This is a genomic window from Dyadobacter beijingensis DSM 21582 (assembly GCF_000382205.1).
Classification (GTDB): Bacteria; Bacteroidota; Bacteroidia; order Cytophagales; family Spirosomataceae; genus Dyadobacter; species Dyadobacter beijingensis.
Window position 1 is genome coordinate 1,539,665 of sequence record NZ_KB907786.1, and the last position, 18,708, is coordinate 1,558,372.

Annotated in this window: 20 protein-coding genes; 18 read left to right on the plus strand and 2 right to left on the minus strand. The window is 54.0% G+C overall.

The annotated features are described in order from the left end of the window. The first annotated feature begins 49 nt into the window (after positions 1-49). The 18 genes from flxA (at position 50) to H144_RS0106445 (ending at position 16,735) form a co-directional block, all read left to right on the plus strand. Positions 50-1,579, plus strand: coding sequence for a flexirubin biosynthesis tyrosine ammonia-lyase FlxA (gene flxA / locus H144_RS0106360; RefSeq protein WP_019941216.1), 1,530 nt, complete (start codon positions 50-52; stop codon positions 1,577-1,579). Next, complete coding sequence (gene flxB, locus H144_RS0106365) at positions 1,576-2,307, plus strand: flexirubin biosynthesis SDR family reductase FlxB (protein WP_019941217.1); 732 nt, start codon at positions 1,576-1,578, stop codon at positions 2,305-2,307. The genes flxA and flxB overlap by 4 nt, the downstream gene beginning before the upstream one ends. Before the next feature lie 3 nt (positions 2,308-2,310). Next, entirely contained in the window at positions 2,311-3,528 is a 1,218-nt protein-coding gene (locus H144_RS0106370) for a beta-ketoacyl-[acyl-carrier-protein] synthase family protein (RefSeq protein ID WP_019941218.1), read from the plus strand. Positions 3,529-3,743: 215 nt separating this feature from the next. Beyond that, positions 3,744-4,010, plus strand: a complete 267-nt coding sequence (locus H144_RS0106375) for a phosphopantetheine-binding protein (protein ID WP_019941219.1) — start codon at positions 3,744-3,746, stop codon at positions 4,008-4,010. Between the two features lie 2 nt (positions 4,011-4,012). Then, positions 4,013-4,879 carry a lysophospholipid acyltransferase family protein gene (locus tag H144_RS0106380; protein WP_019941220.1) on the plus strand — a complete coding sequence of 289 codons (867 nt, stop codon included), beginning with the start codon at positions 4,013-4,015 and terminating at the stop codon, positions 4,877-4,879. Next, positions 4,879-5,298, plus strand: coding sequence for a hotdog family protein (locus H144_RS0106385; RefSeq protein WP_019941221.1), 420 nt, complete (start codon positions 4,879-4,881; stop codon positions 5,296-5,298). Before H144_RS0106380 ends, H144_RS0106385 begins: the two co-directional genes overlap by 1 nt. Positions 5,299-5,314: 16 nt before the next feature. Further along, a complete protein-coding gene (locus tag H144_RS0106390; protein WP_026350460.1) occupies positions 5,315-5,728 on the plus strand; it encodes an acyl-CoA thioesterase in 414 nt (137 codons plus the stop codon). Continuing rightward, complete coding sequence (locus H144_RS0106395) at positions 5,725-6,807, plus strand: beta-ketoacyl synthase N-terminal-like domain-containing protein (protein WP_019941223.1); 1,083 nt, start codon at positions 5,725-5,727, stop codon at positions 6,805-6,807. Before H144_RS0106390 ends, H144_RS0106395 begins: the two co-directional genes overlap by 4 nt. After that, the gene (locus H144_RS0106400) at positions 6,804-7,430 is read left to right on the plus strand and encodes a hypothetical protein (RefSeq protein WP_019941224.1); all 627 of its coding nucleotides are present in this window, start codon (positions 6,804-6,806) and stop codon (positions 7,428-7,430) included. The genes H144_RS0106395 and H144_RS0106400 overlap by 4 nt, the downstream gene beginning before the upstream one ends. A 23-nt stretch (positions 7,431-7,453) precedes the next feature. After that, positions 7,454-7,714, plus strand: a complete 261-nt coding sequence (locus H144_RS0106405) for a phosphopantetheine-binding protein (RefSeq protein WP_019941225.1) — start codon at positions 7,454-7,456, stop codon at positions 7,712-7,714. A 12-nt stretch (positions 7,715-7,726) separates the two neighbouring features. Continuing rightward, complete coding sequence (locus H144_RS0106410) at positions 7,727-8,911, plus strand: beta-ketoacyl-[acyl-carrier-protein] synthase family protein (protein WP_019941226.1); 1,185 nt, start codon at positions 7,727-7,729, stop codon at positions 8,909-8,911. Beyond that, positions 8,904-9,839: a beta-ketoacyl synthase chain length factor gene (locus H144_RS0106415; protein ID WP_019941227.1), complete on the plus strand. Its 936-nt coding sequence runs from the start codon at positions 8,904-8,906 to the stop codon at positions 9,837-9,839. The genes H144_RS0106410 and H144_RS0106415 overlap by 8 nt, the downstream gene beginning before the upstream one ends. Next, positions 9,829-10,599 carry a polysaccharide deacetylase family protein gene (locus tag H144_RS0106420; protein ID WP_019941228.1) on the plus strand — a complete coding sequence of 257 codons (771 nt, stop codon included), beginning with the start codon at positions 9,829-9,831 and terminating at the stop codon, positions 10,597-10,599. The genes H144_RS0106415 and H144_RS0106420 overlap by 11 nt, the downstream gene beginning before the upstream one ends. Beyond that, positions 10,586-11,218 (plus strand): flexirubin biosynthesis/transport protein LolA2, encoded by a 633-nt coding sequence (lolA2, locus tag H144_RS0106425; protein WP_019941229.1) that lies wholly within the window; start codon positions 10,586-10,588, stop codon positions 11,216-11,218. Before H144_RS0106420 ends, lolA2 begins: the two co-directional genes overlap by 14 nt. Positions 11,219-11,220: 2 nt before the next feature. Continuing rightward, positions 11,221-11,577: an ApeI family dehydratase gene (locus H144_RS0106430; RefSeq protein ID WP_019941230.1), complete on the plus strand. Its 357-nt coding sequence runs from the start codon at positions 11,221-11,223 to the stop codon at positions 11,575-11,577. Between the two features lie 24 nt (positions 11,578-11,601). Beyond that, a complete protein-coding gene (locus H144_RS0106435; protein WP_019941231.1) occupies positions 11,602-12,762 on the plus strand; it encodes a DUF2062 domain-containing protein in 1,161 nt (386 codons plus the stop codon). Positions 12,763-13,042: 280 nt separating this feature from the next. Continuing rightward, positions 13,043-15,271 carry a sodium-translocating pyrophosphatase gene (locus H144_RS0106440; RefSeq protein ID WP_026350462.1) on the plus strand — a complete coding sequence of 743 codons (2,229 nt, stop codon included), beginning with the start codon at positions 13,043-13,045 and terminating at the stop codon, positions 15,269-15,271. Between the two features lie 231 nt (positions 15,272-15,502). Further along, positions 15,503-16,735 carry a multidrug effflux MFS transporter gene (locus tag H144_RS0106445; RefSeq protein ID WP_019941233.1) on the plus strand — a complete coding sequence of 411 codons (1,233 nt, stop codon included), beginning with the start codon at positions 15,503-15,505 and terminating at the stop codon, positions 16,733-16,735. Here the strand turns inward: H144_RS0106445 and H144_RS0106450 are convergent. Next, on the minus strand, positions 16,732-17,673 hold the full coding sequence (locus H144_RS0106450) for a nucleoside hydrolase (RefSeq protein WP_019941234.1): 942 nt from the start codon (positions 17,671-17,673) through the stop codon (positions 16,732-16,734). The two genes, H144_RS0106445 and H144_RS0106450, sit on opposite strands and share 4 nt — an antisense overlap. Continuing rightward, positions 17,666-18,577, minus strand: a complete 912-nt coding sequence (rbsK, locus tag H144_RS0106455; protein ID WP_026350463.1) for a ribokinase — start codon at positions 18,575-18,577, stop codon at positions 17,666-17,668. The genes H144_RS0106450 and rbsK overlap by 8 nt, the downstream gene beginning before the upstream one ends. Positions 18,578-18,708 lie beyond the last annotated feature (131 nt).

Sequence of the window (18,708 nt, forward strand, 5' to 3'; positions counted from 1 at the left end):
CGGCAAAAAAAGATTTATTTTACACCATATTTAATTACGCCAGCACTAAATGAATCGTATTTCATTAGCTCAGATCGAGCAGTATGCTTTTGAAAAGAAGGAATTTATCTTAGCCGAAGACACCCTCCATCAAGTATCCCAATCATTCGCTTTTTTAACGAATTTCTCCAAGGACAAAATCATATACGGGATCAATACCGGATTTGGGCCTATGGCGCAATACCGCATTGAGACCGATCAGCTCAATAATCTGCAATATAACCTCATCCGCAGCCATTCGAGCGGGGTGGGCAAGCCGCTGAACGAAATATACGCACGCAGCGTCATGCTCGCGCGCCTGAACTCATTTTTGCAGGCCAATTCCGGCGTGAGTACGGCGGTGATCAAGCAGCTGGTCGCATTTTTGAATAATGGCGTTATTCCCGAAATCTTCGAGCACGGCAGCGTAGGTGCCAGCGGCGACCTCGTGCAGCTCTCGCACCTGGGCCTGAACCTGATCGGAGAAGGGTATGTGTACGACCAGGGCGTTCGTCGCAAAACGGGCGAGGTACTGGCGGAAAAAGGCCTCAAACCGCTTAAAATGGAGCTCCGCGACGGGCTGGGGCTGATCAACGGCACCTCCTGCATGACGGGTATGGCGGCGATCAACCTTATTTATGCGAAGCGCCTCGTGCAATGGGCCATTACGGCGTCGTCGATGATCAACGAGGCCATCGAGTCGTTCGATGATTCGTTTTCGAAGCAGCTCAATGCTGTGAAGCATCACAAAGGCCAGCAGATGGTGGCCCAGCACATGCGTGATTTCGTGGCCGGCAGCGGGCTCATACGTAACCGGGAGGAGCTTTTCCGCGACGATACCGCGATGCAAAAGACTGAATTTGAAAGAAAAATACAGGAATATTACTCGATCCGCTGCGTGCCGCAAATCCTTGGCCCCGTGCTGGATACGCTTCATTACGCGCAGGAAGTGGTGGAAAACGAATTGAATTCTACCAACGACAACCCGATCGTGCGGCCGGAAGACGACAATGTATTCCACGGCGGCAACTTCCACGGCGACTATATTTCCCTCGAAATGGATAAGGTGAAATTGGTGCTGACCAAGCTGACCATGCTCATGGAACGCCAGCTCAACTTCCTGATGAACAGCAAGCTGAACGGCAAATTTCCGCCTTTCCTCAATGCAGGGACATGGGGCTTGAACTTCGGTTTTCAGGGCGTACAGTTCACCGCTACGTCCACGACGGCGGAAAGTCAGGCACTATCGACTTCGGTTTACATTCATAGTATCCCCAATAACAACGACAACCAGGACATTGTGAGCATGGGCACCAACTCGGCGGTAATCGCGAAGCAGGTGCTTGAAAACGCATTCCAGGTGATGGCGATCCACATGATGGCGATCTGCCAGGCGATAGACCTGCTGCATCCGGAAGAGAAGGAGAAGCTTTCGCCGAATGCGAAATCGGTGTACGCACAGATACGCCGGCGGGCGCAGTTTGTGAAAGACGACGTCCCGCAGTTCGAAAGTATCGCTGCCGTTTTTGAATACATTAAAGAAACCCCATTCAACCTATGAATTGCGCATTGGTAACCGGTGCATCCAGAGGCCTCGGCAGGGCTATTGCCGTCCAGCTGGCCAAGGACCACGGTTTATATATATTGGTCAACTACGCTTCCAACCAGGCTGCCGCCGAAGAAACGCTGGCCGAGATCCGCTCGAACGGCGGCGACGGCGAGCTGCTGCATTTCAATGTGCAGACGAAAACGGAGGTGGACGCGGCGCTGAATGGCTGGCGCGAAAAGAACGAAGACAAGTTCATCAGCGTTTTGGTGAACAATGCAGGCATTACCCGCGACGGCCTCTTTATGTGGATGTCGGAGCAGGATTGGGACGATGTACTGAACATTTCGGCCAAAGGGCTTTACAACGTGACCCAGAATGCGATCCAGCAAATGCTGCGGAAGCGCTCGGGGCGTATCGTGAACATCGCGTCGGTGTCGGGTATGAAGGGCGTTGCGGGGCAGACCAACTATTCCGCAGCGAAAGGGGCGATTATCGCGGCCACCAAATCGCTCGCGCAGGAGGTCGCCAAGCGCAAAATCACCGTGAATGCCGTGGCGCCGGGTTTCATCACGAGCGACATGACCAAAGATCTCAATGAGGACGAATTGAAACAAATGATACCGATGAACCGTTTTGGCAAAGCGGAGGAAGTAGCGCACCTGGTGAGCTTCCTCGTTTCCGACAAGGCCGCGTACATTACGGGTGAGGTTATTAATATCAACGGAGGAATTTACTCATAATCCATGAGCCAAAGGGTCGTCATTACCGGTATTGGCATTTACTCCTGCCTGGGCAAAAACCTGGGCGAGGTGACGCAGTCATTATATACCGGTAAAAGTGGAATCGTGTTTGATCAGGTACGGAAAGATTTCGGCTTCCGCTCGGCCCTCACGGGAATGGTAGAGGAGCCGGACCTTAAAAATTACCTCTCGCGCCGCCAGCGCGTTGGTATGCACCAGCCCGCGATCTACGCGTACATGGCTACGCACGAGGCGCTTGCATTGTCGGGCCTCGATATCGATTTCCTCGAAACGACCGAAACGGGCATTATCTACGGCAACGACAGTACGGCGGCGTCCGTGGTGGAGGCGGTAGACAAAGTCCGTGAAAAGCACGACACGACGCTGATCGGCTCCGGTGCCATTTTTCAGAACATGAACAGCACGGTGAATATGAACCTTTCGACGATTTTTAAGCTGAAAGGCATCAATTTCACATTGAGCGCCGCCTGTGCGTCGGGTTCCCATTCGATCGGGATGGGTTACCTGATGATCAGCCAGGGCTTGCAGGAGCGCGTGATATGCGGGGGCGCGCAGGAGATCAATGCTTCGGCGATGGCGAGTTTCGACGGCCTGGGCACTTTCTCCGTCCGCGAATCGGAACCCGAAAAGGCATCACGGCCCTTCGACCGCGACCGCGACGGCCTGATCCCCAGCGGCGGTGCGGCTACGGTGATCCTTGAATCCTATGAAGCGGCCGTGAAACGCGGGGCGCCGATCCTGGGCGAACTCATTGGTTACGGATTCTCTTCCAATGGCGATCATATTTCCAATCCCAGCATCGACGGCCAGACCCGTTCGCTGCAAATGGCCCTGAAACAGGCCGGGATTTCCGTCAAAGAAGTAGACTACATTAATGCGCACGCCACTTCCACGCCGGTAGGCGATGGCAGCGAGGCGCGGGCGATTTACGAGGTGTTCGGTGCGGATGTGCCGGTAAGCTCCACCAAGTCGATGACCGGGCACGAGTGCTGGATGGCCGGTGCGAGCGAGATCGTGTATTCGCTGCTGATGATGCGGAATTCGTTCATCGCGCCCAATATCAACTTCGAAAACCCGGACGAGGATTCGGCCCGGATCAACATTGTTCCCGAAACTAAGGAGCAGGAAATCAATTGTTTCCTGTCCAATTCGTTTGGTTTCGGCGGGACTAATTCCACACTGATCGTGCGGAAGATCTGACCACCCCGCAAGCCGTCGACAAGGCCGCATTACTACTACAACTTCGTAAACGGCGACCCGGTGCCTATCGAAATTTTGTATTTTTGTTAACCTTCAATATTCCATGATGCAAGTGCAATGATTTTCAGTGGAAATTATTGTGTGACCATTATCATTTATTTGAAAATTTGGGAATATTTTTAAACTATCGGCAAGAATAAACTAATTTTGCAGCTATGTATGCTAACGACGTTAAAATGAGTTGGGAAGAAGTAATTGAAGAAACCAGAGATTTTTTATCTGAGGAATTTGAGGTGGACCGGGATTCGATTCTTCCTGAAAACAGTCTGAAAGACACTTTGGATCTGGACAGTCTCGACTACGTCGACCTGGTTGTGCTCATCGACGAAAACCTCAATGTAAAGCTCACCGGCGAGGACTTTAAAGGAATCGTGACATTCGGTGATTTCTATCAGCTTATCCGTCAGAAACTCGCGTTGTAAGAATGAGCCGTTGGGACGGTAAGACCAAGGGATCGTTAACGGGTTACAAAATTTTCCTGTTTTTTATCAATACCCTGGGGCTCGGCTTCGCATACGGGCTCCTTCGGGTGGTTACTTTCTACTATTACCTTTTTGCGGCGAAGCCCCGGAAGGCTTTGCTGGATTTTTATACGAACACCCTTCACATCGCCGGTTCCGAAGCCCGGACAATGGCCCGCAGGAACTTCTATATTTTCGGGCAGACGCTCGTCGACCGCGCGGCGTTCCTGCTGGGAAAAGACCGGCAGTTTTCACACATTTTTGAAAACGAACAATACCTGATCGACATCCGGGATGCAGGCAAAGGCGGGATTTTGCTCAGCGCACACCTGGGCAACTGGGAAACGGCCGGTAACCTGCTCAAAGGCCGCATTACGCCCACGATCAACATTGTGATGCTGGACGCGGAAGTCGAAAACATCAAGAAATACATGGATCTGTCCACCGGCGGCTCACGGTTCAAGGTGATCGCGATCAAGGACGATCTTTCACATATTATTTCGATCCGCAATGCATTGGTCAACAACGAGTTCGTGGCCATCCACGCGGATCGGTACCTCGATGGCGCGAAGTTTATCGAGCTGGATTTCCTGGGGAGAAAGGCGAAGTTTCCCTACGGCCCGTTTGTGATTGCCTCGAAATTCAATGCGCCGGTGACATTCGTTTTTGCGGCGAAAGACGGCAAATACAGCTATCATTTGAGTGCTACGAAGCCGATCGACAAGAAAATGAAGCCGGAGGAAATCGCGCAGCTGTACGTGGAAGAGCTGGAACGAAAAGTGAAGGCATTTCCCGAACAATGGTTTAATTATTTCAATTTCTTTCAATAATGCTCATCGAAAAGGACGCTATAACCCGATACATTCCGCACCGCGCGCCATTTGTGATGGTGGACGGCCTCGTAAGCGCCACCCGCGAGCGGTTCGAATCGGAACTGACGGTTGCCGCGGATAATGTGCTGGTACAGAACGGGTTTTTCCTGGAAACGGGGCTGATCGAGCACATGGCGCAAACGTGCGCGGCGTCGTTCGGCTACCTCGACAGTGCGGAAGGAGGGGAGCCTAAGATCGGGTTTATCGGCGCGGTGAGCAAGGTGGTGGTGCATGAGCTCCCGCCCGTCGGCGCTACGGTCCGGACGGTGGTCACACCCCTTCACCAGTTGGGAAATATTTACCTCGTAAAAGGCGAAAGTTCGTCCGATGGGCGTATATTGCTGGGTTGTGAGTTGAAAATCGTAGTAAGCGAATAACCCTAATAACTGTTGCATGATTTCTTCCGAAATAGATATTGATATCCGATTTAGTGAAACCGACGCCATGGGTGTAGTGTGGCATGGCAATTACCTGAAATTTTTTGAGGACGGCCGGGAAGCTTTCGGTAAAAAATACGGTTTGGAATACCTCGACATTCACGCCAAAGGCTACGTGACGCCCATCGTCAAGTCGGAAATCGATCATAAGGCGCCGGTCTATTACGGACAGGTGATCAAAGTCATTACCAAATATATTCCTGCCAAATCCGCGAAAATCCAGTTTGAATACGAGGTGATCAACGTCACCACGGGCCAGCTGTGCGCTACGGGCAAAACGATGCAGGTCTTCCTCGACCGCGATTCGCGCGAGCTGGAACTGATATCGCCGGATTTTTACAAGGAATGGAAAGTGAAGTACGAGCTATGATTTACGTTGGTGCCGAGGTGATCGTGAGCCCGCTGGGAAACAATGCGGAAGATAACTGGCAGGCGCTGAGTGCCAACCGCAGCGGTATTGCGCTCGTACCGGCCGCCGGGTTCAGCGGCGAGGATATTCACCTGGCGCGGATCGGCAGCCTTGCAGGGCCGTTACGCTTTCAGCAATTGATCGTTAATGCATTAACCGCCCTTATCAGCCGGATAGACGCCGCTATCGTGCCCTCGAACCGCACGCTGGTGCTCATCAGCTCCACCAAAGGCGCGCTGGACGACGATATGAACGACCAGTTCAACGCTACCTGTGCATTGCTACAACAGCATTTCGGGCTGGCGCATTTGCCGCTCGTGATCTCCAATGCCTGCATTTCGGGCGTACTCACACTGAATGTCGCCGCGAATATGGTGAAAGCCGGCCAGTACGAGCATGTGATCGTTGTCGGCTGCGATGTGGCTTCCGATTTTGTACTCTACGGTTTCCAGTCGCTTTTTGCCGTAAGCGACAAGCCCTGTGCGCCTTTCGACGCGGCGCGCAACGGCATTACCCTCGGCGAGGGCTGCGCGGCGGTGCTCGTTTCGGGTACCGGCTCGGTATTTGAGAATGCGCCGCTGGAACTGCTCGCCGGCGCGAGCGCGAACGATGCCAACCACATTTCCGGTCCGTCGCGGACGGGGGAGGGGCTGGTGCGAAGCGTGAAGCGTACTTTCGAAACGCATGGAGTGTCGGCTGACGAAATCGATTTTGTTTGCGCGCATGGTACGGGCACACTTTTCAATGATGAAATGGAGTCCATCGCATTCGACCGGCTATCGCTGGCGGATAAGCCGCTGAACAGTTTGAAAGGCTATTTCGGGCATACGCTCGGCGCCGCCGGCGTGATCGAAACGGCAGTTTGCATGCAGATGGTGCGGAATGGGATGCTTGTCAGGAGTTTAGGTTATACCGATGCGGGAACATCCCGGCCTTTGAATATTATTTTAAAAAACGAGCCGAAAATATTGAATACCATCCTCAAAACGGCTTCGGGGTTCGGTGGAGGTAACGCCTCTTTGATGATCAGGAATATATGAAAGTGATAACGGCATATTGCAACCTGCGGGCCGATCGCTGCCTGGTCAATGGGGAAGTGGTGGCGGAACGCGATCCCGCTTCGGAGGATAGCTGGTTCAAGCAGATTTACAAAAAGCACGCACTGGCATATCCTAAATTTTATAAAATGGATGTGCTCTCGCAGGCCGGTTACCTGGCGTCGGAGCTTATTAAGAAGGCAAATCCGGGCCTGGTCGATGCTTACGCCGACGATGAAATAGCATTGATATTCGCCAATGCGACGTCTAGTGCGGAAACCGACCGCCGTTTTAAGCAGTCCTACGAGGAGGCTGGTACGCCCAGTCCATCGCTTTTTGTGTACACATTGCCCAACATTGTTTTGGGGGAAATAGCCATTGCCAACAAGTGGTATGGCGAAAATATGTTTGCTGTTTTGCCTAAATTCGCTCCGGGTTTTTACCTCGACTACGGGCAGATACTGTCGTCCTCGGGCAGCCGCGCGCTGCTGTGCGGTTGGCTGGAAGTGACGGCAACCGGTACGGACGTGTTTCTTTTTATGGTGGAGGAGCGGGAAACCGGCCCGGCATTCAGCCACGATAACCTCCTTCAACTGTCGCAGGCGCGTGAAGCTGCGGCTATTTAACTGACGCTCAATTAATCAGCACAATGGATAGTTTAAAAGAAGACCTTAAGAAACAGATTATCGAACAGCTCAACCTGGAAGATCTGACGGTGGCGGATATCGCGGACGACGCGCTGCTTTTCAACGATCAGGGCCTGGGCCTCGATTCGATAGACGCGCTCGAACTGATCGTACTGCTCGAAAAATACCACGGTATCCAGCTTGTGAACCCCGAAGAGGGCAAGGAAGCATTCAAGTCCGTCGACACGATGGCGGCCTATATCCGTAAAAGAAAAGCAGCTTAATTACTTCACCGAATGGGCGTTAGCATTACCGGTATCGGCGTTGTGTCGGCGATAGGCATGTCGGTGGAGGAAAACCTGCGGTCGTTGCGCGAAAGTAAGTCGGGCATCGGGCCGCTGCATTACCTGCAAGGCACCAAAGCGTCGCGGGCGGGAGAGGTGAAAGCCTCAAACGACGACCTGCGCCGTGCATTGGGCGTGAGCACGGAATATGTTTCGCGTACTTCGCTGCTGGGCTTGCAGGCGGCGCGGGAAGCCTGGGGCGACAACAAGCGCTCTGGTGTGATCCGCACCGGCCTGATCTCGGCCACGTCGGTGGGCGGGATGGACCGCAGCGAGGTGTTTTACAAGGATTACCTTTCCCAAAATAAGCCCGATTACCAGCTCCTTACTACGCACGACAGCGGCAGTACCACCGAGCGCATTGCCAGGGAACTGGGTATTACGGGTTATATCAATACACTTTCGACAGCCTGCTCGTCGGGTGCGAACGCGATCATGCTCGGCGCGCGCCTGATCCTGCAAGGTACGCTCGACCGCGTGCTCGTAGGAGGTACCGATGCATTGAGCGGCTTCACAATCGACGGTTTCCGCTCGCTCATGATCTACGACGAGCAGTGGTGCCGGCCATTCGACGAGTCGCGTGCGGGGCTGAACCTGGGCGAAGGCGCGGGTTTCCTCTTGCTGGAAGGTGAAAAAAGCCTCGAACTGACAGGCAATGTGCCTGTTTGCCAGGTAAGCGGCTGGGCCAATGCGGCAGATGCCTATCACCAAACGGCTTCTTCGCCCGACGGAAAAGGCGCCACGCTGGCGATCGAAAATGCGATCCGCCGTGCGGGAATCGGGCTGGGCGACATCTCATACGTGAATGCGCACGGCACGGGTACGAAGAATAACGATCATTCCGAATCCGTGGCATTAAAGAATGTCTTCGGCGATCATATCCCGCCATTCAGTTCTACCAAAGCATTTACCGGGCATACCCTGGCTGCGGCGGGGGCCATCGAGGCGGTATTTTCCGTGCTGGCCATTCAGCAAAACCTCATTTACCCGAACCTGAATTACCAGACTCCGATCGCCGAAACGGGCCTCGCACCGGTGGCGCAGCTGAATACGGCCGTCCCTGTGAATGCGGTACTGTCCAATTCGTTCGGTTTCGGGGGCAATAATTCATCACTCGTTTTTACACGCTATGAATAAAACGGCCTTGTACATTACGGCAGCATCCACGGTGTCGCACCAGCCTACCTTCGGCAATGCGGGCTTCTCGGCGGCATTGGGGCCGGTCGGCGCGGATCATGCGCTCATCAGTCCTGATTATAAGGCCTACATTGAAGCGGGGCTGCTGCGCCGGATGAGCAAAATCCTGCGGATGTCGGTGGCCTGTTCCAAAGAATGCATCGCGCAGGCGGGTATCGGACAGCCCGATGCGATCGTGGTGGGGACGGGGCTTGGCTGCTTGCAGGATACGGAGAAGTTCCTCAATACTTCGCTGACCGTCGAGGGGCTGCTTCCGCCGACCTCATTCATCCAATCGACGCATAACACCATGGCCGGGCAGATTTCGCTCAGCATCGGCAACCATGGTTATAATATGACGCACACACAAAACACATTGTCGTTCGAACACGCGTTGCTGGACGCCTCGCTGCTCCTGCACGAGGGCGACAGGAATGTGCTGGTAGGTGCGGCCGACGAGCATATCGACATCCTGGATGACATTACCGGGCAACTGGCATTCGAAACCGGTGCGGCGCTCACGTCGGGCGCTTCGTTTTTCATATTGTCTAGTGAAAATACGGCTTATACGATGGCAGAACTGGCAGATGTGCACGTGGTAGGCGGCGTTGCGGGCATTCAGGAGGAAACGGACGCATTCCTGGGCCGCAATGGGTTGGCTACGAAAGATGTAGATCTGGTGCTATTTGCCGGGAATCCGGTGGATGGTGCGTTGAAAAACGTGCCTTACCTCGCGCTATCGGGCGTGTACGCAACGGCCTCCGCGTTTGCACTGCATTATGCGGCCGATCTTTTGCAAGCCGATCGTGGAGTCAGGAATGTGTTGATTTGTAACGCATTGCGGGAAAGTAATCTGGGATTAACCTTGCTGCGGACCGTTGAAGCATAACCTCCTCATATTCATCTGCATTACGGCAGCGGCGCTCAGTTCCATCATTTTCTGGGAAACGGATTACCTGTGGATCGTCATGGCGGGCATCGCATTGCTGTTTGTCGGTGTAACCGCTTATGGATCGGCGCAGATTCAGGCCAATTATTTTCTCAAATCCATTAATAAAGGGCGCAGCAAGGCTATCGCATTGACTTTCGACGACGGTCCGGACCCGGATTCGACCCCCCGAATTCTCGAAACATTGCGGCAAAACGACCTGAAAGCTACGTTTTTCGTCATTGGCAGAAAAGCCGTGGAGCATCCGGAACTGCTGCGCCGGATCGTAGAGGAAGGCCATACCATTGCCAACCATTCGTACAGCCATTCCTACCTCATCGCATTGTTTTCAACCCGGAAGCTCAAAGCGGACATTCAGCGCTGCAACGAGGCGATCCGTGACATTACCGGCCGCGCGCCCGTGTTTTTCAGGCCCCCGTTCGGTGTGACGAACCCGCGCTACGCCCGTGTTTTGAAGGAATTGCAAATGCAGTCGATCGGATGGTCGCTGCGCAGCATGGATACGCGGGCGAAGAACAAGTACCAGCTCATCAACACTATTGTTTCAAAATTAAAGCCCAGGAACATCGTTCTGCTTCATGACCATCTGCCGCTGACGGCCGAAACCCTGCCGGATATCATCGGTCATTGCCGTGAAATGGGTATCAAAATAGAACCGCTTCCCCGGCTGATCGGGAAGGAACCTTATGAAACACATTAAGTTACTGATCATTACCTGGCTCGCGTGCGTGTGTACGCTTGCCGGTGCGCAGTCGTTCAAGCCGGCAGCGAACCCGGAGAAGGCGTTGGCCGATCTGCGCAAGACCTCGCAGGGGACCACGTCCATTCAGGCGTCTTTTACGGAAGAAAAATACCTGGCCGTGCTCAAAGAGCCCGAGAAATCCAGCGGCGTTTTTTACTACCAGCAGAAGGACAAAATGCGCTGGGAACAGCGGACGCCTTCGAAATACATTATTGTCATTAACGGCGACAAGCTGCGCGTGCAGGAGGGTGGGAAAGAGAAAAACGTGGGACAGGCTGGTCGCATGGCCGCGCAGATCAAAGAGCTGATGATCGGGCTTGTAAATGGTGATTTTCAGCAGAATAAGGGCTTTTCTACGGCCTGCCTGGAAAGCGATGGCGAGTACCAGATCGTGCTGACGCCGGTCAACCGCCGTTTGAAGAATATTTATGCCAAAATCACGATGGTATTCCCTAAAAGCACGCTGCGGCTGAAAGAACTCGCATTCTTCGAAAAAGGCGGCGACAAAAGCATCATGAAGTTCCAGCAGGAGAAATTCAACCAGCCGATCGCGGAAAATCTATTCAAAGACCTCTGAGAATGTCAATACACGACCTTTATTCGATCGAAAACATGGAACAGGACGGCAACCGAATCACCTGCCGGGTGCAGATCGATGCCGGCCACCCGGTTTTTGAGGGGCATTTCCCCGGCTCACCGGTGCTGCCCGGCGTGGTACAGGTGGAAATGGTGAAGGCGGCGCTGGCGAATGCATTGGGTAAGCCGATCCGGTTGACAGACATGACTACCTGCAAGTTCCTGGAAATCCTCGACCCGCGTGCGACGCCTGAAATGGTCATTTCCATCCAGTACAAAGGCGATGCGGCGCTGGACGTGTCGGCCACGGGCAGCGCAGGCGACAAGACTTTTTTCAAAATCAGGGCCAGTTTTATTTAAAATACCTTCCTTAAACCCATCGCCATGAGCCTGTCGGACATCCAGTGCTGCGTGATCATTCCCACTTACAACAACCGCAATACCTTGCGGCGGGTGATCGACGGCGTGTTGCAGCAAACGACCGGCCAGGAGATCATCGTCGTGAACGACGGCTCCACCGACGATACCGCCTCCATATTGGCCGCTTACGGCGCCAGAATCCGGGTGCTGGACAATGTGGTGAACAAAGGCAAAGGTTTTTCGCTGCGGAAAGCGTTCGCGGAAGCCATCCGGCTCGGCTTTGAAAATGCCATTTCGATCGATTCCGACGGGCAGCATTTGCCGTCAGATATACCGCTTTTCATCGCAGCCGCGAAGGCAAATCCGGGTGCCTTGCTCATGGGTTCGCGCAATATGGAGCAGGAGGGGGTGCCGGGCAAAAGCTCTTTCGGCAACAAGTTCTCCAATTTCTGGTTCAAATTCGAGACAGGCCTTACATTACCCGACACGCAAACGGGCTTTCGCCTCTACCCGCTCGGCCCGTTAAAAAAAATATCGCTCTTCACGACCAAATTCGAGACGGAAATCGAGGTCATCGTCAAAATGGCGTGGCGCGACGTGCCGATTATCCCCATCAACATCCAGGTCATTTACGACAAAAACGAGCGCGTGACGCATTTCCGTCCATTTCGAGATTTTACCCGCATCAGTATCCTCAATACCTGGCTGGTGACGCTCACGCTTGTCTATTACCTGCCGCGGCGGCTGTTTCAGTATATTAAAAAAAAAGGCCTCTGGAAGATCATCCGTGAGGAAGCCGTGAAACCCGGCGAGAGCAATGCGAGCAAGGCCAGATCGATCGGTTTTGGCTTTTTCATGGGTATTGTGCCGATCTGGGGTTTCCAGCTCATGGTCGGTATCCCGCTGTCGATCCTTTTCCGGATGAACAAGGTGCTTTTCCTGACTGCCGCGCACATCAGCATTCCACCCTGCATTCCTTTTATCATCTATGCCAGTTACAAATTCGGCGGTTTGTTTTACCGCGGCGGCGTGCAGCTCACTTCCTTTGAAAACCTGACGTTGGAGTCGATCCATGTCAACATTGTACAATATTTTTTGGGTGGCACGCTCCTTGCAATGGCCGCCGGTACCGTCGGGTTCCTCGTCAGTTTTTTGCTCTTCTCATGGCTTCGCCCGAAGCAGTAATGCGCCCGTTTTTCAGACCTATTTCTCTGATTAGATCAATTTATTCATTTTAAAGTGATAAAAAATGACGGTGTGGCTACCTTCGCTGGCTGTCGCTGTTATCCCTTGAGAGCCAGTTCGTTATCCGAAACGGTACTTTAAAATCCCTTCCATTCTCTCCGAATTTTCATAAAATCTATACGAATTGATCAAAAATTAGGGTTTTGCGATTTTGATATGAGGTGCCTTTCTCTATATTTACGAGAATTATAAACCATTTAACCAAATCTTTGATCATAGCATGAGTAACATTACCTATTTAGTGCCGGCGTTAGGCCTTGTTGGCTTGCTGGTTATGTTTATCAAAAGAAGCTGGGTCGTCCGGCAGGATGGTGGAAGTGCTGAAATGAAAACCATCGCGGATGCTATCGCCGACGGAGCCCTGGCCTTCCTCAAAGCCGAATGGCGTGTACTCATTGTTTTTGGTCTGATTGTGAGTGTGTTGCTGGGATATTCCGGCACATTGGTTGAAAATTCGAGTGCTTTCATCGGTGTTTCGTTCCTGGTGGGGGCTTTCATCTCCGCATTTGCCGGTTACATCGGCATGAATATCGCTACCAAATCCAACGTCCGCACGACGCAGGCGGCGCGTACAAGCCTCACCAAGGCGCTGGAAGTGTCGTTTACCGGCGGTTCCGTGATGGGCATCGGGGTAGCAAGCCTTGCCGTCCTCGGTTTGGGTGGTTTGTTTATCATTTTGTACGCCGTTTTTATCGGAGATAGCACCGACGTCAATGGCCTGCCGATGGAGCGCGTGCTCGAAGTGCTCGCGGGCTTCTCGCTCGGTGCCGAGTCGATCGCACTGTTCGCACGCGTAGGAGGCGGTATTTACACCAAGGCGGCCGACGTAGGCGCCGACCTCGTGGGTAAAGTGGAAGCCGGTATCCCGGAAGACGACCCGCGTAACCCCGCTACCATCGCCGACAACGTAGGCGATAACGTGGGCGACGTGGCCGGTATGGGCGCCGACCTTTTCGGCTCCTATGTAGCAACGATCCTGGCAACGATGGTGCTGGGCCGCGAAATCATATCGGAGGGTACCGATAACTTCGGCGGCATCGCGCCGATCCTCCTTCCGATGGTGATTGCCGGTGTCGGCCTTATATCTTCTATTATCAGCATGTTCCTTGTTCGCGTAAGCGACGATCATGGGAACGTGCAGGCCGCATTGAACCGCGGAAACTGGGGTTCGATTATCCTTGTGCTGATTGCTAGTTATCCGTTGACATTGTGGATGCTGCCGCAGGGTAACCTCAGTATCCGCGGCGTTGATTTTACGGCGATGGATGCGTACTGGGCGATCCTGCTGGGTTCGGTTGTAGGCGCGATCATGTCGATGGTTACCGAATATTATACCGCTATGGGCAAGCGCCCTGTGCAATCGATTGTGAATCAGTCATCTACCGGCCATGCTACGAATATTATCGGCGGGCTTTCGGTTGGGATGGAGTCCACGGTGATCCCTACGCTGGTACTGGCGGCAGGTATTTTCCTGAGTTACGAAATGGCGGGTCTGTACGGTGTGGCCATTGCCGCTGCCGGTATGATGGCCACTACGGCCATGCAGCTGGCAATCGATGCATTCGGTCCTATTGCCGATAATGCCGGCGGAATCGCCGAAATGGCGCATTTGCCCGAAGAAGTACGCGGCCGTACCGACATCCTGGATGCGGTAGGTAATACCACCGCCGCTACCGGAAAAGGCTTCGCCATCGCATCCGCTGCGTTGACTTCCCTGGCGTTGTTCGCAGCATTCTGCGGCGTGGCAGGCATTAATTCCATTGATATCTACAAAGCCAATGTGCTCGCAGGCCTGTTCGTAGGCGCGATGATCCCGTTCATATTCTCGTCCCTGGCCATCGCCGCGGTAGGCCGTGCCGCCATGAAAATGGTGGAAGAAGTACGCCGCCAGTTCCGCGAGCTGCCGGGCATTATGGAGGGCACTACCAAACCCGAGTACGACAAATGCGTTGCTATTTCGACCCAGGCATCGATCAAGGAGATGATCGCGCCCGGTCTCATCGCATTGCTCGTTCCGGTAGCGGTCGGCTTCCTCTTTGGGCCGGAAGTACTCGGCGGCACGCTGGCCGGTGTGACCGTCTCGGGCGTGTTAATGGGGATATTCCAAAACAATGCAGGCGGTGCCTGGGACAATGCCAAAAAATCGTTTGAAAAAGGCGTGGTGATCAACGGCGAAACATTCTACAAGAAGTCGGAACCGCACAAGGCTGCCGTAACCGGTGACACTGTCGGCGATCCATTCAAAGACACTTCGGGCCCGTCGATGAACATTCTCATTAAACTGATGTCCATCGTATCCCTGGTTATCGCCCCGCACATCGGTACCGGCAAGCACGAAATGGGCCAGGTGAAACCCGATGACAAAGCGCGCGTCGTAACCGTGGCGGAAGTGCCTTCGGGCACCGATTCGGCCGCGCCGGTAGTGCGGTTGGAGCGGAAAGGGGAGTAAGGTAACCTATTTTGTAACAGAGAGAGCCTGGCTGTTTGCCGGGCTCTCTCTGTTTGTGCCGTAACAGCGCTCGTGCGAACGTATATTGAATATATCCAAAACGCTGCCTGGTCCATCCAGCACTTTGACGTGCTTTTTATTGCCTATTGGTGAAAATGTTGCACTTATCGAAATGCCGGAACTTAATATAGTCATATAAAGGTTAACCTTGCATTAAGTGATTGTAAGTCCATGAGCCGTAAGCAATATTTCTTTATCATCCTGATCCTCGGATCGCTGGCTACCGTCAGCCCGTTTTCCATCGACATGTATTTGCCGGGCTTTCCCCGCATTGCGTCCGACCTGAGAACGACTATCGATAAAGTACAACTTTCGCTTACGAGTTACCTCATCGGTATCTGTATCGGCCAGGTGCTCTACGGGCCGCTGCTCGATCGTTTCGGTCGCAAAAAACCATTGTATGCCGGGTTGATATTGTATGTGATCGCGTCGTTCGGCTGCGCGATGACTTCCTCCGTCGATGCGCTCATTGCCATGCGCTTTTTTCAGGCCATGGGCGGGTGTGTCGGACTGGTTGCGTCGCAGGCATTGGTCAGCGACCTTTTTCCATCTGATAAGCGTGCGGAAGTTTTCTCATTGATCACGCTCGTCATCGCCGTTTCGCCGATGATCGCCCCTACGATCGGTGGTTATGTGACAGCCTCCATCGCCTGGTATTGGATTTTCGTGATCCTGGCGGGCATTGTCAGCCTCATTATCACGGCAATCTATTTCTTTCTGCCTCAGGGGCGTGACGCCGATAGCTCGGTGTCGCTACGGCCCAAATCGGTTTTGGGCGGCTACATGACGGTGGTGAGCCAGCCGCAGTTTTTGATTTACACGCTGGCGGGCGGTCTCGCAACCGCTGCGCCATTTGCCTACATTTCGGGCTCTTCGGATGTTTTTATGAATATCTATAAGGTCTCCGAACAGCAATACGGCTGGATTTTCGCATTCCTGGCCGTGGCGATGATCGGTTCTACCCAGTTGAACCACTTTCTGCTCAAAAAATTCACAAGTGAGCAGATCATCCGTGTTACCCTCATTTACCAAAGTATCGTCGGCCTGATCCTCATTGCCGGTGTCTATAACCACTGGTTCGGCCTTTACTCGCTGATCGGTACCATGTTCGTGTTCCTGACGGGACAGGGGCTCACCGGCCCGAATGCATCCGCACTTTCGCTTGCGCCTTTCCGCAAGCATACGGGTAGCGCTTCGGCGCTGATGGGTAGCTGGCGGATGGGCGCTGGCGCGGTGATTTCGGCGATTGTGAGCTTCCTGCACAACAATACGGCCATGCCGATGGTCGGGATGATGGCATTTTGCGCGTTCGGCGGATTGTTGATCCTGCAAACCGGCAACGCCGTGGTGCGCTACCGGGCCTCCCGCCGCGATGTGGAAGATGAGGTGTCGGTGCTGCTTTAAGGCAGTGCTTTAATGGCATTGAAAAGCATATCCATAAACGCATCGCGGTCGAGATCGTAGGCTACGATCGTATTCGGTTCCATTTGCAGCGTATGATAGAAATCCACCACCGTGGCCCCACGGGTCAGTTCCCCTTTTGTTTCCACATCCACATAGCACGATTTGGTCGTGAAAATGCCGGGGTTCATCAGCCAGGCAATAGCGCAGGGATCGTGTAATGCGGCCCCGCCGTTGAGTTCCACGCGGTTTTCGCGGTAGAAAATGGAGAAGAAATCCATCAGATCGGCGGCCGCTTTGCCGGTATTGTTGCCCAACGCCCGGAACAAGTCGATATCTTTCTGGAATACCAATGCCTTATGCGTCACGTCGAGTCCGCACATGGTGATGGGCACGCCCGACCTGAAAACGATCGCTGCGGCCTCGGGGTCGCAGTAGATGTTGAACTCGGCGAGGGGTGTCATATTGCCGCGGAATGCCCCGCCGCCCATGAGCGAGATCCGCCCGATCTTGCTTTTCAAATGCGGGTAGGCCAGAAGGAACGTCGCGATGTTGGTCAACGGGCCCGTTGGTACAATGGTAATGGGCGTTTCCGATGCCGACAGGATAGATGCAATGCCTTCTACCGCGCTCACTGGCTGCGCCTGTATGACAGGTACGGGCAGCGCGGGGCCATCCAGACCGGTTTCACCGTGCACGTAATCCGCTACGACCAGCTCCCGGAAAAGGGGCTTGTCCGCGCCGTGGTACACCGGAATGTCGGTAGCGCCGATGAGCGTGAGGATCTTCAATGCATTCTGCAGGGTTTTGGCCTGCGTCTGGTTGCCGGCCGAAATGGTAACGGCCCGGATGTCGAACATGCCGCTTCCGTGCGCGAGCATGAGCATGAGGGCATCGTCGTGGCCGGGGTCGCAATCGATGATAACGGGTATTTTATACATGGATGTCAAAGGGTTCCAGTTCGTGTTGATAAGGGGCCGAGCTTTGCGCGCCCATCCGTGTGACCGAGATCGCGGCGGCGCGGCATGCGAAGCGGCAGGCTTGTTCGAGGCCGGCGCCTTTGGCAAGGGCTGTCAGCAACGCACCGTTGAATACATCGCCCGCGGCCGTCGAATCCACGGCTTCGACTACCGGCGCGGCGATGATGCCTGTAAAATCCTCGCTGGCCAGGTAAATGCCTTTGCTGCCGAGGGTAATGACGACGTTTTGCACGCCAGCGTCGAACAGGGTCTTTGCGGCTTGCTGCAATGCTTCTTCACTGTTTACTTCCACGCCCGTCATGAGCTCCGTTTCCGTTTCATTGGGGGTTATCAAATAGAGGCCTTTCAAAAATTCGGGCCCTAACGGCATGGCGGGGGCGGGGTTCAGGATGGCGCGGACTTGCCTTGCGGCACACTGCGAAAGCGCCCATTGCACGGTGGCGGCGGGGATTTCGAGCTGGAACAGTGCCCACGCTGCGCCGTCGAACACGGCTTCGGGAATGTGGTGTGGATGAAAATCCATATTCGCACCGGAAGCCACCACAATTTCATTCTGGCCCTGACCGTCGACCGTGATGAGGGCAACACCGGAAGCCAGTTCGGACTGACTGATGAAATCCGTGTCGATGCCTTCTTTTTCAAATCCTTCGCGTGCCTGTTTGCCGAAGATATCCGGGCCGGTGCGGGCAACAAAACGCACGTCGGCACCGAGTCTTGCCGCTGCTACGGCCTGGTTGGCGCCTTTGCCGCCGGGGTTCATCAGGAACGTCCCGCCGAGCACCGTTTCACCCGGCTTGGGGAAATGCTCCGTTCGTGCCACCATATCCGTATTGGAGCTGCCGATGATCAGCACTTTTTCTGTCATGCCCATGCTTCGATTGATTGAATTTTCCCCCTAAATCTCACTTCACTGCCCGGGTGTCCTGCACGAATGTTGCGTGCCATTGGGGTGTGTGCAAATTAAGGTACCCAATTCCGTATTCAAAGTGTGGAATC

Bases quoted from the DNA above. Each gene is read 5' to 3' on its own strand.
- flxA (WP_019941216.1), top strand. From the start codon at position 50: ATGAATCGTATTTCATTAGCTCAGATCGAGCAGTATGCTTTTGAAAAG.
- flxB (WP_019941217.1), top strand. From the start codon at position 1,576: ATGAATTGCGCATTGGTAACCGGTGCATCCAGAGGCCTCGGCAGGGCT.
- H144_RS0106370 (WP_019941218.1), top strand. From the start codon at position 2,311: ATGAGCCAAAGGGTCGTCATTACCGGTATTGGCATTTACTCCTGCCTG.
- H144_RS0106375 (WP_019941219.1), top strand. From the start codon at position 3,744: ATGTATGCTAACGACGTTAAAATGAGTTGGGAAGAAGTAATTGAAGAA.
- H144_RS0106380 (WP_019941220.1), top strand. From the start codon at position 4,013: ATGAGCCGTTGGGACGGTAAGACCAAGGGATCGTTAACGGGTTACAAA.
- H144_RS0106385 (WP_019941221.1), top strand. From the start codon at position 4,879: ATGCTCATCGAAAAGGACGCTATAACCCGATACATTCCGCACCGCGCG.
- H144_RS0106390 (WP_026350460.1), top strand. From the start codon at position 5,315: ATGATTTCTTCCGAAATAGATATTGATATCCGATTTAGTGAAACCGAC.
- H144_RS0106395 (WP_019941223.1), top strand. From the start codon at position 5,725: ATGATTTACGTTGGTGCCGAGGTGATCGTGAGCCCGCTGGGAAACAAT.
- H144_RS0106400 (WP_019941224.1), top strand. From the start codon at position 6,804: ATGAAAGTGATAACGGCATATTGCAACCTGCGGGCCGATCGCTGCCTG.
- H144_RS0106405 (WP_019941225.1), top strand. From the start codon at position 7,454: ATGGATAGTTTAAAAGAAGACCTTAAGAAACAGATTATCGAACAGCTC.
- H144_RS0106410 (WP_019941226.1), top strand. From the start codon at position 7,727: ATGGGCGTTAGCATTACCGGTATCGGCGTTGTGTCGGCGATAGGCATG.
- H144_RS0106415 (WP_019941227.1), top strand. From the start codon at position 8,904: ATGAATAAAACGGCCTTGTACATTACGGCAGCATCCACGGTGTCGCAC.
- lolA2 (WP_019941229.1), top strand. From the start codon at position 10,586: ATGAAACACATTAAGTTACTGATCATTACCTGGCTCGCGTGCGTGTGT.
- H144_RS0106430 (WP_019941230.1), top strand. From the start codon at position 11,221: ATGTCAATACACGACCTTTATTCGATCGAAAACATGGAACAGGACGGC.
- H144_RS0106435 (WP_019941231.1), top strand. From the start codon at position 11,602: ATGAGCCTGTCGGACATCCAGTGCTGCGTGATCATTCCCACTTACAAC.
- H144_RS0106440 (WP_026350462.1), top strand. From the start codon at position 13,043: ATGAGTAACATTACCTATTTAGTGCCGGCGTTAGGCCTTGTTGGCTTG.
- H144_RS0106445 (WP_019941233.1), top strand. From the start codon at position 15,503: ATGAGCCGTAAGCAATATTTCTTTATCATCCTGATCCTCGGATCGCTG.
- H144_RS0106450 (WP_019941234.1), bottom strand. From the start codon at position 17,673: ATGTATAAAATACCCGTTATCATCGATTGCGACCCCGGCCACGACGAT.
- rbsK (WP_026350463.1), bottom strand. From the start codon at position 18,577: ATGACAGAAAAAGTGCTGATCATCGGCAGCTCCAATACGGATATGGTG.